The sequence below is a fragment of the Exiguobacterium sp. s102 genome, assembly GCF_018618635.1.
Lineage (GTDB): Bacteria > Bacillota > Bacilli > Exiguobacteriales > Exiguobacteriaceae > Exiguobacterium_A > Exiguobacterium_A oxidotolerans.
Genome location: NZ_JACSML010000006.1, coordinates 22288 through 38364, shown reverse-complemented (window position 1 = coordinate 38364; position 16077 = coordinate 22288). Strand labels below are relative to the sequence as shown.

Genomic DNA, 16077 nt, shown 5'->3' with positions numbered 1-16077 from the left:
GTGAATGGAATACGGTAGTGAGATGCTGGAGACTCCGAAAGGGGATAGCGTACAACTGTTACTCTCAGCACATCGGAATATTTACAAAGTACTGCAAATTAGTTTAAATTCAAGATGTCACCGCGAATGAAATATTTTCTTCTAGAATGAAAGGTTGGCTTGAGAAGCGAAATACATTATGACACGAGAGGTGGAAAAAATGATGAAGAAATTCATATCGTTCGTTACCGCTGCGTTTTTGTTTGCACTATTCGTGCTACCGGTAGGTGCAGCAGATGACGCAATGGTGCGTGTAATTCACGCTTCACCAGATGCTCCGGCAGTTGATATTGCCGTCGATGGCGAAACAGCTGTCTCAGGAGCGGAATTCAAAGCTGTCACAGACTATCTCACTCTTCCGGCAGGAGAACATAAAGTTGAAGTCTTCGCTGCAGGAACAACAGAAGATCCTGTACTTTCTCAAACACTCAACATTGAAGCCGGAAAATTTTACTCAGTCGCGGCAATCGGTAAATTAGCAGACATTGAACTCGCTGTCATGGAAGACAATGGTCAAGGTGAAGATGGAAAATCAATGGTTCGTGTCGCGCACTTTGCACCGGACGCACCAGCTGTTGATGTCGCCCCTAAAGGTGGAGACGCACTCTTCAGTGACCTTGAATTCTCGAAAGTCTCAGACTATGGAACACTCGATGCCGGCACGTATGATCTTGAAGTACGACCAGCGGGCGCGATGGATGTTGTCAAAGCACTCGACGGTGTTAAATTAGATAGCGGTAAAAACTATACAGCGCTTGCAATCGGTCTTCTTGAAGGAGAACCCGCGTTTGATGTGCTCTTGATTCCAGATGGCGGTGAAATGGCTGCGATGCCAGACACAGGACTTGGTGGATCAGCAGACACATCTTCAATGGCAACGACTTGGGCACTTGTAGCACTTGCTGGAGCGGCCCTAGTTGGAACAAGTTATGTCATTCGCCGTAAACAAAACGCGTAACAGTTTCTTTCTGATCTTTCTCATTCTCGCTGGATGTGGAGGAACAGAAGAATCTGTTCCTCCTTCGAAGCCAGTCGAGCAAGCGACACCTGCAATCGAGCAAGCAATACCTGAATCCGTACAAGAAAGTCGTGAAACGGCTAGTTTTATCCCGGCGACACTATCGATTGATGCGATTGACGTGCAAGCAAAGGTTGAAATCGTGGGGAAAGACAAGCAAGGGCGGATGGATGTTCCGAAAAAAACCGATCAAGTGGGTTGGTACCGATACGGCGCGGAGGCGAACCAAACCGGAAATGTCATCCTCGCAGGTCATTTAGATGACACGGAAGGTCCCGCTGTATTTTACGATTTAGCAAAGATGAAACAAGGACAACGAATCGAGTTACGATCAAAAGCAGGGCAGACGATATCTTACGTGGTGACAAACGTAACCTCCTATCCTGTAGATGAAGCACCCGTTGGTTCGATTTTTGGGGCAACGGTCGCTAAACGCCTGACGTTGATTTCGTGTATCGGAACGTTTACGAAATCAAAAGGGTATGATGAACGGTTAGTCGTAACCGCCGATCAAGTGGAAGAGTAACAAGCAATACGGAATCAAAAAAAGACCAATCCGTCATGGGTTGGTCTTTTTTTAGATGAAGCTCAACCTGAACAAATCAAAAAAACTTACGCGTTCGATTCCGATGCTGCGACGAGGTTCGTTGTCAAAGCCGAGAGACCTTGTGTCGTTTGACTGATTCCTTGAATCGTCTGAACGATTTGGCCTAAGTCGTTCTTATTGCGCCCGAACATCTCCAAGTAATTCTCCATCTCTTTTTTCACTGTGTGAATCCCACTCTTCACTTGTTGCAGTTCTGTCCGAGAGGCGGAGTTCGAACGTGTGATGTCTTCCATCTGTGAGACGAGTTGAGTAATGTTGACATTATTTTTTTGGATGAGCGTATTAATGCTGCTGCTTAACAATTTCGCATTTTCAGCGAGGTTACGGACTTCGATTGCGACGACAGAGAATCCTTTCCCATGCTCACCGGCACGTGCTGCTTCGATTGAGGCGTTTAAAGCTAAGAGATTCGTTTGGTTCGCGATGTCTTCGATACCTTGTGTCATCTTGACGATTTCGTCAGATGTCGTTTTTAACTGTTGGATGCTTGTTAATGATGTATTGACTTGACCCGTCGATTGGACGAATTGTTGTTCCATTTTGTCCATCTGTGCTTCATTTTCTGATGTTAAGCCAACGAGATTGCGACTTGTTTTCTCGGTCTGATCCGTCTCGGATAAGATTTGTGTCGCCCGTTGACTCGTTTCGAGAATGGCCCCTTCTGTTTGTTCGACCGTACTCGCGACCTCCTGGCTGACACGGACGACGTCTTGCAGAAGTCGTGTGCGTGCTTCATTGGCTGCACCTACTTCTTCTAATCGTGCGTCGACATACTGACTTGTAACGATTTGCGCATCCAAGTTCATCGCATGAGTCAACGCGAGGATTGCTGTTGCAAGTTGCTCCGGATCTTCCTGGAAATGCTCGACGACTTTAGGAATCAGTAAGGTGTTGAATGCTGCGTAAGAAGCGATGAACCACGTAACAGGGACGAAATTCCGGTTATGCGTTTTACCCATGCGTTTTCGCATCGCAAGAAACTTCTCGTCCATATTTCCGGTCAAGAGGCTACCGAAATAGTCGGCAAATACTTTTTTCAGGCGTTGACGTGTCGAAGCATTTTCAGCAATCTGCACCATTTCCGGGTGGAGAAGGAGTTGGTCAAGTACTTGTTCGAGGACTTCGTCTAATACAGAATTGACGACAGGAGCCATCGCTTTTAACGTTTGCAATTGTTCTTCAGTGTAGCCCATATATTCAAGGCGTCCTGCTAAAGTGGGATCACTTGTTTTTGTAATGAATTTTTTATCGGGAAATCCGATTTTTGCCTGATAGGTTGAGCTTGATGATTTAGTTTTAAATGGGTTGCGCACAGTAAGCCTCCGATTTTCTTCAAATTAAGAATGTAATAGTCTTATTCTTTATCGGTTGCTAAAGGAAAAAACAGTATCTTTTTTAGAAGGAAACTCTCTAGAAGTTAAAAAATATTGACCTTAAACGAAAAAAGCTCATGATCCGGGATCATGAGCGGAAGCGTGTTCGATCGTACATCATGTATTTTTAAAGAGAAAGTGAAAGAAAGTTAGACCGGTTGATCTTCTTGGAAGGCTTGTTTTGCATCGTTAAGTGCCCGCATCCGGCTAACGCACGATTGAATGAACTGGATATCAATCGAACTAAACCGCGTGACGGGGCCTTTGGCTGATTCGGCACTAAATGTGAAGGTTCCGAGATTCCAAAGTTCGATTTTAAATCGTTTTCCTTTGTTGTCGTCGAAGTGTTGTACGAATTCGATTTTCGGTACCATACGAACCCCTCCTTGTTAGTCCATTCCCCTTTTTCCGCAATTAAAAAAGCCAAACTGTGCGGTAGCAACAGTTTGACTTGAGAAAATTAAGCGGGCGCGACGTCATAGCCGATTTCTTCGATGGCTTCGACGAGACGTTCTTGTGTGAGATCCTCATGGACGACAGTGACTGAATTGTCAGGGAGCGAAACAGTCGCCGTTGTGACGCCGTCCAGTTCGTTCAGTGCCGATTCGACACTTGCTTTACAGTGGTTACATGTCATACCGATGACGTTTAAAGTCGTTTCTTTCATGAGTGAGTTCCTCCTTTAGTGAGTGGGGTACGTTTTAAGCGTAACGCATTCGTGACGACGGAAACAGAGCTAAATGCCATCGCTGCTCCGGCGAGCCACGGAGCGAGCAGTCCGAGAAAAGCAACGGGGATCCCGATCGTATTATAGGCGAGTGCGAAAAAGAGATTTTGACGAATGTTCTTCATCGTCTGTTCACTCAACCGAATCGCCGTCGCGACTTGTTGTAAATCGTGTCCAAGCAGTGTGACGTCAGCTGCTTCTAAGGCGACATCCGTCCCGCTACCAAGAGCGATTCCGACGTCAGCCGTCGCAAGCGCTGGCGCATCGTTAATTCCGTCACCAACCATGGCGACGCGGTGTCCCGCATCTTGAAGGGCTTTGATGTGATCGGCTTTTTCGATGGGTAAGACATCTGCAAACACATGGTCTGTTGGAATACCGAGTTCCGTCGCTAGATTGAGGGCAACGTCTTTTCGGTCACCCGTCAAGAGATAGACTGCTTTTGTCTGTTGAATTTGAGTGATGACGTGTTTCGTCGTCGGCTTCAGTTCATCGCGAATCGCATAACCGGCTTCAACGTGCCCGTCGACGGCGACATAGACGAATGTCGCGCCGGCAGAAGACCAGTCCGGGACATCGAACTGTTGATCCCGCATCATTCGTTCAGAACCAACCAGGATGTTGCGACCGAGAATCATCCCGCTGACACCACGACCGGCATCGACTTGAAACTGTTCGATATCGAACACGACATCACGTTCTTCCGTGATGGCATGAGCGAGCGGATGCTCTGATTTTTTTTCGATGGCTGCTGCGAAGTCGAGTGCTTGTTCGTTCCCGAACGTCTCGACGACGACAGGGCGTCCGACGGTTAGTGTACCTGTTTTATCGAAAACGACGGCATCGACATGTTGTAACGATTCAAGCTGGGCACCGCCTTTAAAAAGCACACCATGCTCAGCACCTTTACCCGTTCCGACCATGATCGATGTCGGGGTCGCGAGTCCTAATGCACAGGGACAAGCGATGACGAGAACAGCGATTGCAGGACGAATTGCTTCAGCGAATGATCCAGTCGTCAACCACCAGGCACCAAGTGTGATGAGGGCGATGGCGACGACGATTGGCACGAAGATGCCTGAAATCCGGTCGGCTTGTCGTTGGATTGGCGCTTTTTCTGTCTGCGCTTGTTCAACGACGCGGATGATGTTCGCAAGCATCGTCTCCTGACCGACTTTCGTTGCTTCAATCAACAAATTCCCATTCGTATTCAAGGTTCCACCAATGACGGTATCATCGGCACCTTTATGCGCAGGAAGCGGTTCACCGGTCAGCATCGATTCATCGAGATAGGCATCACCGGATAAAATCATCCCGTCCATCGGAATTTTCTGTCCCGGTTTGACGACGATCTGCATGCCTGGTTGAATCTGATCAATCGCGACAGTTCGTTCCGTGCCATTGTCGAGGACGACGGCATCCGTTGCCTGCAGGGACAAGAGACTTTTGATTGCACCGGTTGTTTGTTGTTTTGCCCGATCTTCGAGTACTTTACCGAGAAGGACGAGCGTGATTAAGATGGCACTTGTTTCAAAATAAAGGTTCGGCATTGCCGGATGGATGAGCATTTCTGCGACCGAATAAAAGTAAGCGGCAGACGTCCCAAGTGCGACGAGGACATCCATGTTGGCACTACCGCTCCGGAGACTCTTATAGGCACCGACATAGAATGGCGCCCCGATAATGAATTGAACGGGTGTAGCCAGTGCGAACTGGAGCCACGGATTCATCAGGAACGTCAGATGGACCGGACTATTTGGAATGTGCGACACCATACTGAGTAAGAGCGGTAACGACAACAAGGCGGCGATGAAAAAACGATAGAGCATCCGCCGATCTTGCACTGTTTCATGAGGGGCCGACTTAATGGTCGCGCCGTAACCGACCTTCTTGATTTTATCAATGATTGCTTGTTCATCGAGTTCGTCGGGGACTGCAATCCGCGCCGTCTCGAGTGGTAAGTTGACCGTCGCATCGACACCGTCCATCCGGTTCAGGACTTTTTCGATTCGGGCTGAACAGGCGGCGCATGTCATGCCTTCGATGTTCAATTCGATTGTTTTTGACATACGTATACCTCCTTACTTTTTGAGTCGGGCGATGACGGACATCAGTTCGTCGACATAAAGATCTGTGTCTTTCTGTCCGGTAGCTGCATCATGCATACACATCTTCACATGACGTTCGATGACTTGCAGTTCGACTTGACGAAGAGCGGCTTGAATCGATGCCGTCTGTGTCAAAATATCGATACAATACCGATCTTCGGCGACCATGTTGGCGATACCACGGACTTGCCCTTCGATACGCTTCAAACGTTTAGTCAATGCGTCCTGCTCTTCAGAAGAGCGGGGGACGAGTGGATGATCGTGTTGCATAGGAACACCTCTTTCTGTTGGTGGTTGATGTCTACACTGTATCATATAGGGGTAGGGGGTACAAGTATATTGATTTGCAGGATTAAAAAAATACGCCACCCGAATGGGATGGCGTATTCAGTCGGACCTTATTGATTAGACACTTGAGGTTTGATGATTTGTTCGTTGCGCGAACGACCACTGATGATATCTTCCGCTTGCGTCGCTCGTTTTATGAAGAACGAAAGGATGAACGCAACACCCGCAATGAACGTCGAAATGAGGAAGGCGTAATTGATGCCGTCCAGTGTCGCTTGCATCATGATTTGTTGTTTCAACGCAGCAGCAGCCTCTGCTGTCGGTTGACTCGTCATGTTTTTAGCGGCCTCTTCGGCAAGTTCCGTCCCACGTGTCTTCGCATGCGTCGACATGATCGTAACGAGTAATGCCGTTCCGATGGCGCCGGATACTTGCTGCAACGTATTGTTCATTGCCGTTCCGTGCGGATAGTAGCGCGTCGGTAACTGGTTTAAGCCGTTTGTCGAGACGGGCATCATGACCATCGACATCCCGAACATCCGGAGTGAATACAAGATGATTAAGTGTGTATACGTCGTGTCCATCTTCAGTTGACTGAAGAAATAACTCGTGACGACAGTGATGAAGAGACCGGTGATTGCGAGTGGGCGTCCGCCAATCTTATCGAACAACTTCCCGTTGATCGGTGACATGACTGCCATGAGGATGGCTCCCGGTAGTAACATCAACCCTGCATCGAGTGGAGAAATGCCACGGATATTTTGGACGTAGATCGGTAAGAGCAGCATCCCTGAGAACATCGCCACCGTGACGACGATTGAAATGGCAGATGAGAGAGCGAACATCGGATACTGATAAATTTTGAAGTTCAACATCGGACGCTCCATCCGTAACTGACGCAGGATGAAAGAAACGAGCGCAATCACACCGATTGTCAGCGCGATTGTGACGTGTGGGCTGTCCCACCCTTTAGAACCGGCAGAACTAAACCCGTATAGGAGTCCACCGAAACCGAATGAGGATAAAACAACTGACATGAAGTCGAGTTTAGCATCCGACCGTTCTTTGACGTCACGGAGTAAGACGATTCCGGCAATGAGAACGACTAAAGCGATTGGTGTGATGAAGTGGAATAACATCCGCCAATCATAGTGTTCGATGATCCAGCCTGACAAAGTCGGTCCGATTGCGGGTGCACCCATCATAATGAGCCCGAAGAAGCCCATCGCCGTCCCGCGTTTTTCAATCGGGAAACTGACGAGCATGACGTTCATCAAGAGCGGCATCATGATTGCTGAACCAGAAGCCTGAATCATTCGTCCTGCCAACAGGACGGGGAATTCACTTGCGAACCCGGCAAGGATTGTACCGAGTGAGAATAATGTCATCGCGAGGATGAATAGACGACGAACAGAAAATTTTTGAATCAGAAAAGCAGATGTCGGAATTAAAATCCCGTTGACGAGCATGAAACCAGTCGACAGCCACTGGACGGTCGATGTTTCGATGTTGAGATCCTTCATGATCGAAGGAAGGGCGATGTTAAGTAACGTGTTATTTAAAAAAGCGATGAAGGCTCCAATCATCAATACGGAAAGGATACCGTAGGGGGGACGATTAGAAGCAGTTTTTTTGTGTTGCATGATTTTCCTCCTTAATGAACTGACGGTACACATTTCTATACGGTCGTTATATCTGTTGTATATCTTAATCTGATTTCAAGATAAATACAAACATTAATAACTAAGAAAGGTAATTTTATTTTTAATGAAGAACGAATGGCTCTGAAGCTTGTTGAAAGTAAAAAAACACCCGACTCTAAAAAAGAGTAGGATGTTTTTTGTAAACCGTCAGTAGTGATGAAAGGTCTCAGCCGACATGCGTGTTTAGGGCATCATTTGTAATGTCATAATGAGCTGCGGACCAAGTCGCACGTCCTTTTTCGATGAAGATGACTTGTGGTGATTCATGACGAACATTGTAATGTTCGGCGATGTGATTCGACAGCGTCCGTGCTTCTTGGACGAGCAAGTAGGCAGTCGGTACTGACGTCGCGTCAGCAAATTTCGTGTATTCAGAAAAACCGGCGGCACTGATTGGACAGGTCGTACTGTGTTTACAAATCACGAACGAGTCGTGTTCGGAAACGAATTGATCAAAGTCAGAAATCGATTGAAGTTTTCTAAGTTGTGGCATAGTATCATCCTCCATACGTCCGTAGACGTTCGCTTAACTTTAGATTTTCCCTGTAATCGACCGGACAGTCAATCAAAACAGGTCCGTCACTGTTTTGAGCCTGTTCGAGACAGTTCGAGAGACTGCCGTGTTCTCCGACACGAAGTCCGAGTGCACCGAAAGCCGTCGCGAGTTCGACGAGATCAGGGTTATCGAATTCTGTAAACGGTGCCCGGCCATAAGCCTGCTGTTGTTTCCATTCAATCAAGCCGTATGTGCCATCACGCCAAATGACGACAGTGATGGGGAGTTTCAAACGAACTGCTGTCTCGAGGTCTTGACCATTCATTAAGAATGCACCATCACCAGAAGCACAGAGTACCCGACGCTCCGGGTGCAGCAGTTTTGCAGCAATCGCGCTCGACAGACCATAGCCCATCGAAGAAAAGCCGTTCGAGATGAATAATTGATTAGGGCGTGTCGTTTGGAAATGACGACCGAGCCAAACTTTATGGGCCCCGACGTCTGAGAACAACATGCCGTCTTCACCCGTCGCCGTCTCGAGGGCACGAACGATACTTTGAGGGTGGAGGGGCAATGCCATCGAATAGGTTGCTTGAATTTCTTGTCGCAACTTATCACGGTCCGCCTGCCAACCTTCCCAGGCCCGCGTCGGAATCGCTTCTGCTAACAGACGTAACGAATCAGACAGCGGACCAACCAAGTTCGCAACGACAGGATAATACTGGTCAATCTCATGCCGGTTCGTGTCGATGTGGATGACAGGTGTCCGGTCCGGATTCCACTTCGAAGGCGGCAACTCGGTAATATCGTAACCGATGGCGATGATGAGATCGCTTTGGTCGAGAATCCGTTGATTGTAGTCGGTATTCGGTAAACCGATTGTATGGGCGGCGAGCGCATGTTGCGAGGAGATGACCCCTTTACCCATCATCGTCTCGACAACAGGTGCTCCAAGCTTTTCAACGAACGTTCGGAACACAGCGGTCGCTTCGCTCCGGTTGATTCCAAAGCCGGCAATCACGACGGGCCGCTCCGCTTGTTCGATTTGTTTTAAGACCGCGCTGTCTTTGACGGATGTCGGGTGTAACGTATCCGGTTCACTGTCGCTTAAAAGTGGTGTCTTGGCATCGACATCTGCCTTTGCGATATCTTCCGGAAAAGAAATATGTGTCGCACCCGGCTTATCACAACAAGACTGGGCGAACGCTTGACGCACGATTTCCGGGATGACTTCTCCTGAGACGACCGATGTACTCGACTTCGTGATCGGTCGGTACATCTCGACTAAATCGAACATTTGATGGGATGCCTTGTGCTGGCGCCATGTCGCTCCTTGTCCCGTAATCGCGACAACAGGCGAGTGGTCCATCGTTGCACTTGCGATGCCCGTCATCATGTTCGTCGCACCTGGTCCGAGCGTCGATAAGCAAACACCGGCACGACCGCTTAAGCGACCGAACATCGCTGCCATAAACGCAGCATTTGTTTCATGGCGTGTCGTGATGAACGTAATATCCGATTCACTGATGGCGTCGAGTAACGTAATGTTTTCTTCTCCCGGGACGCCAAAGATGTGCGTGACCCCTTCTGCTTCGAGGCAGGCGACGAACCGTTCTGCCGCATTCATGCGTCCATTCCTCCAATCGAAACATATTTGGTTTCAAGGTACGCTTCGAGACCTTCCGATCCACCTTCGCGTCCGATTCCTGACTGCTTCATACCGCCGAATGGTGCTTGTGCGGCAGAGGGAACACCATCATTCCAACCGACGATGCCGTAGTTCAATTGTTCAATCGTCCGCATCGCGCGGGCATAGTTATTCGTAAAGACGTAAGATGCAAGACCGAACGGCGTTTGGTTTGCATAACGGATGGCCTCTTCGTCAGAGCTGACACGTTGAACGGGAGCAACGGGACCGAATGTTTCTTCATTCATGATTAACATTTGCGGTGTGACATCGGCGAGGACCGTTGCTTCATAATAGTAGACATCTTTTTCTTCATCTGTCGTTCCAGTCCCACCTGTGACGACACGGGCACCGGCTGACGTCGCATTGTCGACGTGTTTTTTGACTTTGTCATAACCGGCTTGATTGATCATCGGACCGATGTTCGTTGTTTCGTCGAGTCCGTTCCCGGTCTTGAGCTTCGCTGTCGCTTCGCCCAGTTTTTCGACGAACGTATCATAGATTGAATCGGAGACGTAGATCCGGTTCCCGCAGACGCACGTTTGTCCACCATTACGGAATTTCGACTTGATCGTTTCCGCGACGGCGAGATCAAGGTCACAGTCGTCAAAAACAAGAATCGGAGCGTGTCCGCCGAGTTCGAGTGACATCGCTTTGATCGTCTCAGCACCTTGGGCCATCAATGTCCGACCCACTTCTGTTGAGCCTGTAAATGTGATTTTGTCGATATGCGGATGCGTTGCGAGCGATTCCCCAAGCTCTTTACCGCTTCCTGTGACGGCATTGACGACGCCATCCGGTATCCCGACTTCCTGACAAAGTTCAAGCAGGCGCAGGGCAGTCAGTGGTGTCGCAGTAGGTGGCTTCAGGATAAACGTACAGCCTGCAACGAGTGCCGGTGCCATTTTCCGTGTAATCATCGCAGCCGGGAAGTTCCACGGCGTGATGGCAGCGACGACACCGACCGGTTGTGTGATGACATGAAGCCGTTTGTTCGTATCGTGCGAGGGAATGATGCGTCCATAAGCACGTTTTCCTTCTTCAGCGAACCACTTGACGAAGTTTGCCGCATACTGGACCTCACCTTCAGATTCTGCGAGCGGTTTCCCCATTTCAAGTGTCATCAAGCGGGCGAGTTCATCTTTTTTCTCAATCATCTTCTCGTAAAGCTTCTCAAGCAGTTCAGCCCGTTCATAGACACTTCGTTTCGACCAAGCCGGAAACGCCTCGCGTGCCGCTTCGACGGCGTCATTGACATCCGATTTCGTTCCGTTCGGGACACTCCCGACGACTTCCCCGGTTGCGGGATTTTTGACGTCCGTCCGTTCACGATTATGATCAAGCCACTTTCCATCAATCAAAAATTGTCCGTCCATCTTACAAAATCCCCCTTTTTTATTTGCATTGTTAAGAATATACCCGAACGAGGAAAAAAAGATTCATCTTTCGACAGAACTTCATGCAAAAGGCTAGAAATCGACCGATAAAGAGTGTAGGATAATTCAGTAACTGTAATGTATGCATGACTGAAATATTGTTAACAAACGTCATCACTTTGAAGTGCCGGAAACAGACCGGGAACGTTGACATTGCATGTGTATTTGATAAGATGAAGGTAGAGTATTTGCGCAATCGATTGCGCTAAAAGAAATGAATCGATCACCCTTATAACAAATGAGCAATTATGATGAAAAAAATCAATGGACTAAGACAGACCGATGAGAGGATTTATATACGATGACACAAATGATACCGCGCCCAGAAACGGCCCAAAAAACCTTAACACGAGCTTGGTGGAAAGAAGCTGTCGCTTACCAAATCTACCCACGAAGCTTTTATGACGCAAACAACGATGGAATCGGCGATATTCCGGGTATCATCGCAAAACTTGATTATTTGAAAGATTTAGGTGTCGACGTTCTTTGGATTTGTCCGATGTTTAAATCGCCAAATGACGACAATGGTTATGACATTAGTGATTACGAAGATATCATGGATGAGTTCGGGACGATGGCAGACTTCAACCTCTTAATGGAAGAAGCGCACAAACGTGATATTAAAGTCTTACTCGATCTTGTCGTCAACCACACATCAGATGAGCATCCTTGGTTCCTAGAATCCCGTTCTTCAAAAGAGAATGAGAAACGCGACTGGTACATCTGGAAAGATGCCGTCAATGGTGGGGAGCCGAACAACTGGGAAAGCATTTTCGGCGGATCCGCGTGGGAATATGATGAAAAGACAGAACAATATTTCTTACACGTCTTTTCGCGTCGCCAACCGGATTTGAATTGGCAAAACAAAGACATGCGTCAAGCGATCTATACGATGATTAACTGGTGGCTCGATAAAGGAATTGATGGTTTCCGAATCGATGCCATCAGCCACATCAATAAAGACCAATCATTTGCCGATTTACCGAATCCACTCGGGATGCCACACGTGCCATCGTTTGAGATGCACATGAACGTTGAGGGCATCCACGAGTACTTGGAAGAACTCAAAGACGAAACGTTTTCGAAGTACGACATCATGACAGTCGGTGAAGCGAATGGTGTTACACCGGAAGAAGCAGATCTTTGGGTCGGCGAAGAGAACGGAAAAATGAACATGGTCTTTCAGTTCGAGCATATGGACTTATGGCGGTCAGATGCAGAAAAAGGTGTCGACGTCGTCAAACTGAAACAAGTTTTGACGAAGTGGCAAAAAGGTCTTGAAGAAACGGGCTGGAATGCACTCTATCTTGAAAATCACGATAAGGTCCGTTCCGTTTCACTTTGGGGAGATGAAGAGCAGTACTGGAAGGAAAGTGCGAAGTCGCTTGCGATGATGTACTTCTTCATGCAAGGCACACCATTCATCTACCAAGGGCAGGAAATCGGGATGACGAACGTTCAATTCCCGGACATTACGGATTATGATGACGTCGCGACGAAAAACATGTACGACATGCAACTGGGCTCCGGGAAGACACATGAAGAAATCATGGAAGTCATCTGGAACTCATCGCGTGACAACTCACGGACACCGATGCAGTGGACGAATGAGCAAAACGGCGGTTTCTCTACGCAGTCACCATGGTTCGGTGTCAATCCAAACTACGCTGACATCAATGTCGCGTCGCAACAAGCAGATGAAGATTCGATTCTTAACTTCTACAAACGGATGATTCAAATTCGTAAAGCAGAAGAAACATTGATTTATGGAGAATATGATTTGATTTTACCGGACGACGAAAAAGTCTACGCCTACACCCGGACACTCGGTGACGAACAATTCTTAATCGTCACGAACTTAAAAGGTGAAGCAGCGGACATCGACACGGACATCATCCTCCATTCGGATAATCTCGTTCTCGGTAACTACGTGACGGCTTATCACGAAGGAACAGAACTGGCGCTTCGTCCATTCGAAGCACGTCTGTACCGGGTACGTTAAGGAACGGGGATGAACGTTCCGACCTGTACGCAGCGAATGCCAATGATCCCGTTTATGATACGGGTTCATTGGCATTTTCTATGTCTCCTCATCTCGGTCCTGACGCTCTAAGACATATCTAAGATACATTTGGAAAAGAGTGAATCCTTTTTGAGTCAGGCTATTTTGTGTAGATTGTCAGTTTGCGACCGTGCGCATGAGGAAAAAATCGTGTACGCTAGACAATGAGGTGATAAAAAGTGAAACCAAAACGTTATCCCGTCCTGCTGCGGCAAGTGACGACGATTCAAGATGACGCGATGCGTGAATCCGTCGATCTCGAAGCAGAAGGTATGCTATTCGAGACGAAGGACGGTTTTGCGGTAAAATTCGTACAAGAAGACGAGCAACCGATTGATACGACGATCAAATGGTCGCATGACCAAGTTGCATTGAACCGTAAAGGTCCTGTCTCGATGCACCACGTGTTCATTTTAGGACAACAAACAAAGAGTGGATATGAAAGTCAGTTTGGTCAGATGTTGATGCAGACGGAGACCCACACGATTGAAATGCGCGACCAACAGATGCGCTTCACCTACGACTTGATGATGAATCATCAGGCGGTCGGAACGTATACGATTGAACTAACATGGAAACGGAGTGAGACAGATGGCGTTTGAACAAACGGTAAAAGAGATGGAACAGATGCTCGACGAGGAATGGTTCGAGTGGTTGGAAAATGATGAGGATAAATACAATGCGTGGCGCGATCAGCTCGAGACACTCGCAGAACAAGTCATGACGGAATACAATCCGAAAGTCGAGACGGACGCAATCGATTCATTGTTGTTAATCAATGAAGAATTGCCGGTTCTGTACGGAGAAGATACAGTCATGTTGTATACGGCGTTACTTCACGCCCGAAAAGAGGACGAAACGGTCTACGAGCGCTACCTCGCAATTCTCGGTGCGTTCGCAGAAGAAAACCACCCGGCGCTCCGTCAAGTCGAACAAGCTGTCGCGAAAAAAGATTACCAGACGGCGTATACAAAAGCAGTCAAGTTGCCGCAAGCGTTAGGTCTCGAATGACGGCGGGTTAGACAGAATTGCTTTTTACCACGCTAAAGGTGATGACGAAATAGAGAGGTGGGTTTTGATGCCCCCCTCTCTATTTGTGTTCAAAAAATTGTTTGCAGACACGCTATTTCTCGATCGCTGTTTAAACCTAAGAATTTTCAGGGTAATGATTGCAATAGAGAGGAGTGGGGAAAATGGCAGAATACAAGAAAGACAGCATCAAGTTAACAGGAGCCATCGGACTCGGAACAGGCGTCATGATTAGTGCCGGAATCTTTGCCTTGCTTGGGCAAGTCGCAGAACTGTCCGGGACATGGTTTCCGTTCATCTTCATCATCGGTGGAATCGTGACGGCATTCAGTGCCTATTCCTACATCAAACTGAGCAATGCCTTTCCGTCTGCCGGCGGAATCGGAATGTTCCTCGTCAAAGCGTACGGGAAAGGAACGATTACAGCAGGTGCCGCCTTACTGATGGCCTTGTCGATGGTCATCAATCAAAGCTTGGTCGCCCGGACGTTCGGGACATACTTACTGCAATTATTCCCGGGGGATCAAGCCGACTATCTCGTTCCCTTACTTGGTGTCGGTTTGTTGGTCTTCGCCTTTTTAGTCAATATCGCAGGGAATGCCTTCATTCAATCCTTTTCACTTGTCGCCTCGGTCTTGAAGGTCGCGGCACTCGTCGTCTTTGCGATTATTGCGTTATCCATCGGTGGCTTTTCATTCGTCCCGGAGACGACGGGGAGTGCACCCGATGTCACAATCACCGGCTATATTGCGGCAGTCGCCTTAACGATTTTATCGTTTAAAGGGTTTACGACGATTACGAACAGCGGGTCTGAAATCGTCAATCCGAAACGCAACGTCGGCATCGCAATCATCGTGTCGATTTTAATCAGTCTGGTCGTTTACCTCTTGCTCGCCTTCTCGGTGTCAAGCAGTCTATCGCTCCAAGAAATTATCGATGCGAAGGATTATGTTCTGGCGGAAGCGGCACGTCCGGCACTTGGTGACGCCGGTGTCTGGTTCACGGTGTCAATCGCGCTCCTCGCGACGATTTCCGGAATCATTGCCAGTGTCTTTGCTGTCTCACGGATGCTCGCGATGTTGACGGACATGACGTTGATTCCGCACCGACACTTCGGGATGCCGGGGTCGGTGCAAAAGCATACGTTAGTTTATACGATCGTCATTGCGATGGTCTTAACGGTGCTGTTCGACTTGACACGCATCGCCTCGATGGGCGCGATTTTATATCTCGTCATGGATATCATCATTCATGTCGGTGTGCTGAAACATCTTCGGAAAGAGTTGAGCGTTAATCCATTCATCGTCATCAGTGCAATCATCCTTGACGCGATTGTCCTTGGTGCCTTCGTCTACGTCAAAGCCTCAAGTGATTGGCTCGTCGTCGTCGTGTCACTGATCGTCATCGCCGTCGTCTTCTTTGGTGAACGGCTGTTCTTGAAGCATGTCGATGAAGAGGATGCGTCAAACGATAAATCAGAGTGAGTTTGAAAGGGAGAGATGAT

At 48.2% G+C, this 16077-nt stretch carries 15 protein-coding genes; 6 read left to right on the top strand and 9 right to left on the bottom strand.

Going from position 1 to position 16077, the window contains the following annotated elements; all coding sequences use genetic code 11:
• The first annotated feature begins 202 nt into the window (after positions 1-202).
• Positions 203-997 (top strand): DUF4397 domain-containing protein, encoded by a 795-nt coding sequence (locus tag KNQ02_RS13050; RefSeq protein ID WP_214808798.1) that lies wholly within the window; start codon positions 203-205, stop codon positions 995-997.
• A complete protein-coding gene (locus tag KNQ02_RS13045; RefSeq protein ID WP_239456797.1) occupies positions 957-1583 on the top strand; it encodes a class F sortase in 627 nt (208 codons plus the stop codon). Before KNQ02_RS13050 ends, KNQ02_RS13045 begins: the two co-directional genes overlap by 41 nt.
• A gap of 86 nt (positions 1584-1669) precedes the next feature.
• Here the strand turns inward: KNQ02_RS13045 and KNQ02_RS15835 are convergent, their stop codons facing one another.
• From KNQ02_RS15835 to KNQ02_RS13000, 9 genes are all read right to left on the bottom strand, one after another.
• Positions 1670-2977, bottom strand: a complete 1308-nt coding sequence (locus KNQ02_RS15835; RefSeq protein ID WP_088836105.1) for a globin-coupled sensor protein — start codon at positions 2975-2977, stop codon at positions 1670-1672.
• A gap of 209 nt (positions 2978-3186) precedes the next feature.
• On the bottom strand, positions 3187-3411 hold the full coding sequence (locus KNQ02_RS13035) for a hypothetical protein (protein WP_029332396.1): 225 nt from the start codon (positions 3409-3411) through the stop codon (positions 3187-3189).
• An 86-nt stretch (positions 3412-3497) separates the two neighbouring features.
• Entirely contained in the window at positions 3498-3704 is a 207-nt protein-coding gene (locus tag KNQ02_RS13030) for a cation transporter (protein ID WP_214770631.1), read from the bottom strand.
• Entirely contained in the window at positions 3701-5833 is a 2133-nt protein-coding gene (locus KNQ02_RS13025; protein ID WP_214802819.1) for a heavy metal translocating P-type ATPase, read from the bottom strand. The genes KNQ02_RS13030 and KNQ02_RS13025 overlap by 4 nt, the downstream gene beginning before the upstream one ends.
• A gap of 12 nt (positions 5834-5845) precedes the next feature.
• Positions 5846-6142 (bottom strand): metal-sensitive transcriptional regulator, encoded by a 297-nt coding sequence (locus KNQ02_RS13020; protein ID WP_088836108.1) that lies wholly within the window; start codon positions 6140-6142, stop codon positions 5846-5848.
• A gap of 128 nt (positions 6143-6270) precedes the next feature.
• Positions 6271-7803, bottom strand: coding sequence for a DHA2 family efflux MFS transporter permease subunit (locus KNQ02_RS13015; protein ID WP_214802822.1), 1533 nt, complete (start codon positions 7801-7803; stop codon positions 6271-6273).
• Positions 7804-8029: 226 nt separating this feature from the next.
• Positions 8030-8356, bottom strand: coding sequence for a bacillithiol system redox-active protein YtxJ (gene ytxJ, locus KNQ02_RS13010; protein WP_029332401.1), 327 nt, complete (start codon positions 8354-8356; stop codon positions 8030-8032).
• Between the two features lie 4 nt (positions 8357-8360).
• Positions 8361-9986 carry an acetolactate synthase large subunit gene (locus tag KNQ02_RS13005; protein ID WP_214770636.1) on the bottom strand — a complete coding sequence of 542 codons (1626 nt, stop codon included), beginning with the start codon at positions 9984-9986 and terminating at the stop codon, positions 8361-8363.
• The gene (locus KNQ02_RS13000) at positions 9983-11422 is read right to left on the bottom strand and encodes an NAD-dependent succinate-semialdehyde dehydrogenase (protein WP_214808796.1); all 1440 of its coding nucleotides are present in this window, start codon (positions 11420-11422) and stop codon (positions 9983-9985) included. The genes KNQ02_RS13005 and KNQ02_RS13000 overlap by 4 nt, the downstream gene beginning before the upstream one ends.
• A gap of 361 nt (positions 11423-11783) precedes the next feature.
• On the opposite strand from KNQ02_RS13000, the gene KNQ02_RS12995 reads away from it, so the two are divergent.
• The 4 genes from KNQ02_RS12995 to KNQ02_RS12980 all read left to right on the top strand — a co-directional run bounded on the left by KNQ02_RS12995 (position 11784) and on the right by KNQ02_RS12980 (position 16057).
• Positions 11784-13484 (top strand): glycoside hydrolase family 13 protein, encoded by a 1701-nt coding sequence (locus KNQ02_RS12995; RefSeq protein WP_214767714.1) that lies wholly within the window; start codon positions 11784-11786, stop codon positions 13482-13484.
• Positions 13485-13723: 239 nt separating this feature from the next.
• Positions 13724-14146, top strand: coding sequence for a YwiB family protein (locus tag KNQ02_RS12990; RefSeq protein WP_239456799.1), 423 nt, complete (start codon positions 13724-13726; stop codon positions 14144-14146).
• Entirely contained in the window at positions 14136-14555 is a 420-nt protein-coding gene (locus KNQ02_RS12985; protein ID WP_088836113.1) for a hypothetical protein, read from the top strand. The genes KNQ02_RS12990 and KNQ02_RS12985 overlap by 11 nt, the downstream gene beginning before the upstream one ends.
• A 182-nt stretch (positions 14556-14737) precedes the next feature.
• Entirely contained in the window at positions 14738-16057 is a 1320-nt protein-coding gene (locus KNQ02_RS12980) for an APC family permease (protein ID WP_214767716.1), read from the top strand.
• Positions 16058-16077: the final 20 nt, after the last annotated feature.

Bases quoted from the DNA above. Each gene is read 5' to 3' on its own strand.
- KNQ02_RS13035 (WP_029332396.1), bottom strand. From the start codon at position 3,411: ATGGTACCGAAAATCGAATTCGTACAACACTTCGACGACAACAAAGGA.
- KNQ02_RS12980 (WP_214767716.1), top strand. From the start codon at position 14,738: ATGGCAGAATACAAGAAAGACAGCATCAAGTTAACAGGAGCCATCGGA.
- KNQ02_RS13005 (WP_214770636.1), bottom strand. From the start codon at position 9,986: ATGAATGCGGCAGAACGGTTCGTCGCCTGCCTCGAAGCAGAAGGGGTC.
- KNQ02_RS12995 (WP_214767714.1), top strand. From the start codon at position 11,784: ATGACACAAATGATACCGCGCCCAGAAACGGCCCAAAAAACCTTAACA.
- KNQ02_RS13050 (WP_214808798.1), top strand. From the start codon at position 203: ATGAAGAAATTCATATCGTTCGTTACCGCTGCGTTTTTGTTTGCACTA.
- KNQ02_RS13030 (WP_214770631.1), bottom strand. From the start codon at position 3,704: ATGAAAGAAACGACTTTAAACGTCATCGGTATGACATGTAACCACTGT.
- KNQ02_RS13020 (WP_088836108.1), bottom strand. From the start codon at position 6,142: ATGCAACACGATCATCCACTCGTCCCCCGCTCTTCTGAAGAGCAGGAC.
- KNQ02_RS13025 (WP_214802819.1), bottom strand. From the start codon at position 5,833: ATGTCAAAAACAATCGAATTGAACATCGAAGGCATGACATGCGCCGCC.
- KNQ02_RS13000 (WP_214808796.1), bottom strand. From the start codon at position 11,422: ATGGACGGACAATTTTTGATTGATGGAAAGTGGCTTGATCATAATCGT.
- KNQ02_RS13015 (WP_214802822.1), bottom strand. From the start codon at position 7,803: ATGCAACACAAAAAAACTGCTTCTAATCGTCCCCCCTACGGTATCCTT.
- ytxJ (WP_029332401.1), bottom strand. From the start codon at position 8,356: ATGCCACAACTTAGAAAACTTCAATCGATTTCTGACTTTGATCAATTC.
- KNQ02_RS12985 (WP_088836113.1), top strand. From the start codon at position 14,136: ATGGCGTTTGAACAAACGGTAAAAGAGATGGAACAGATGCTCGACGAG.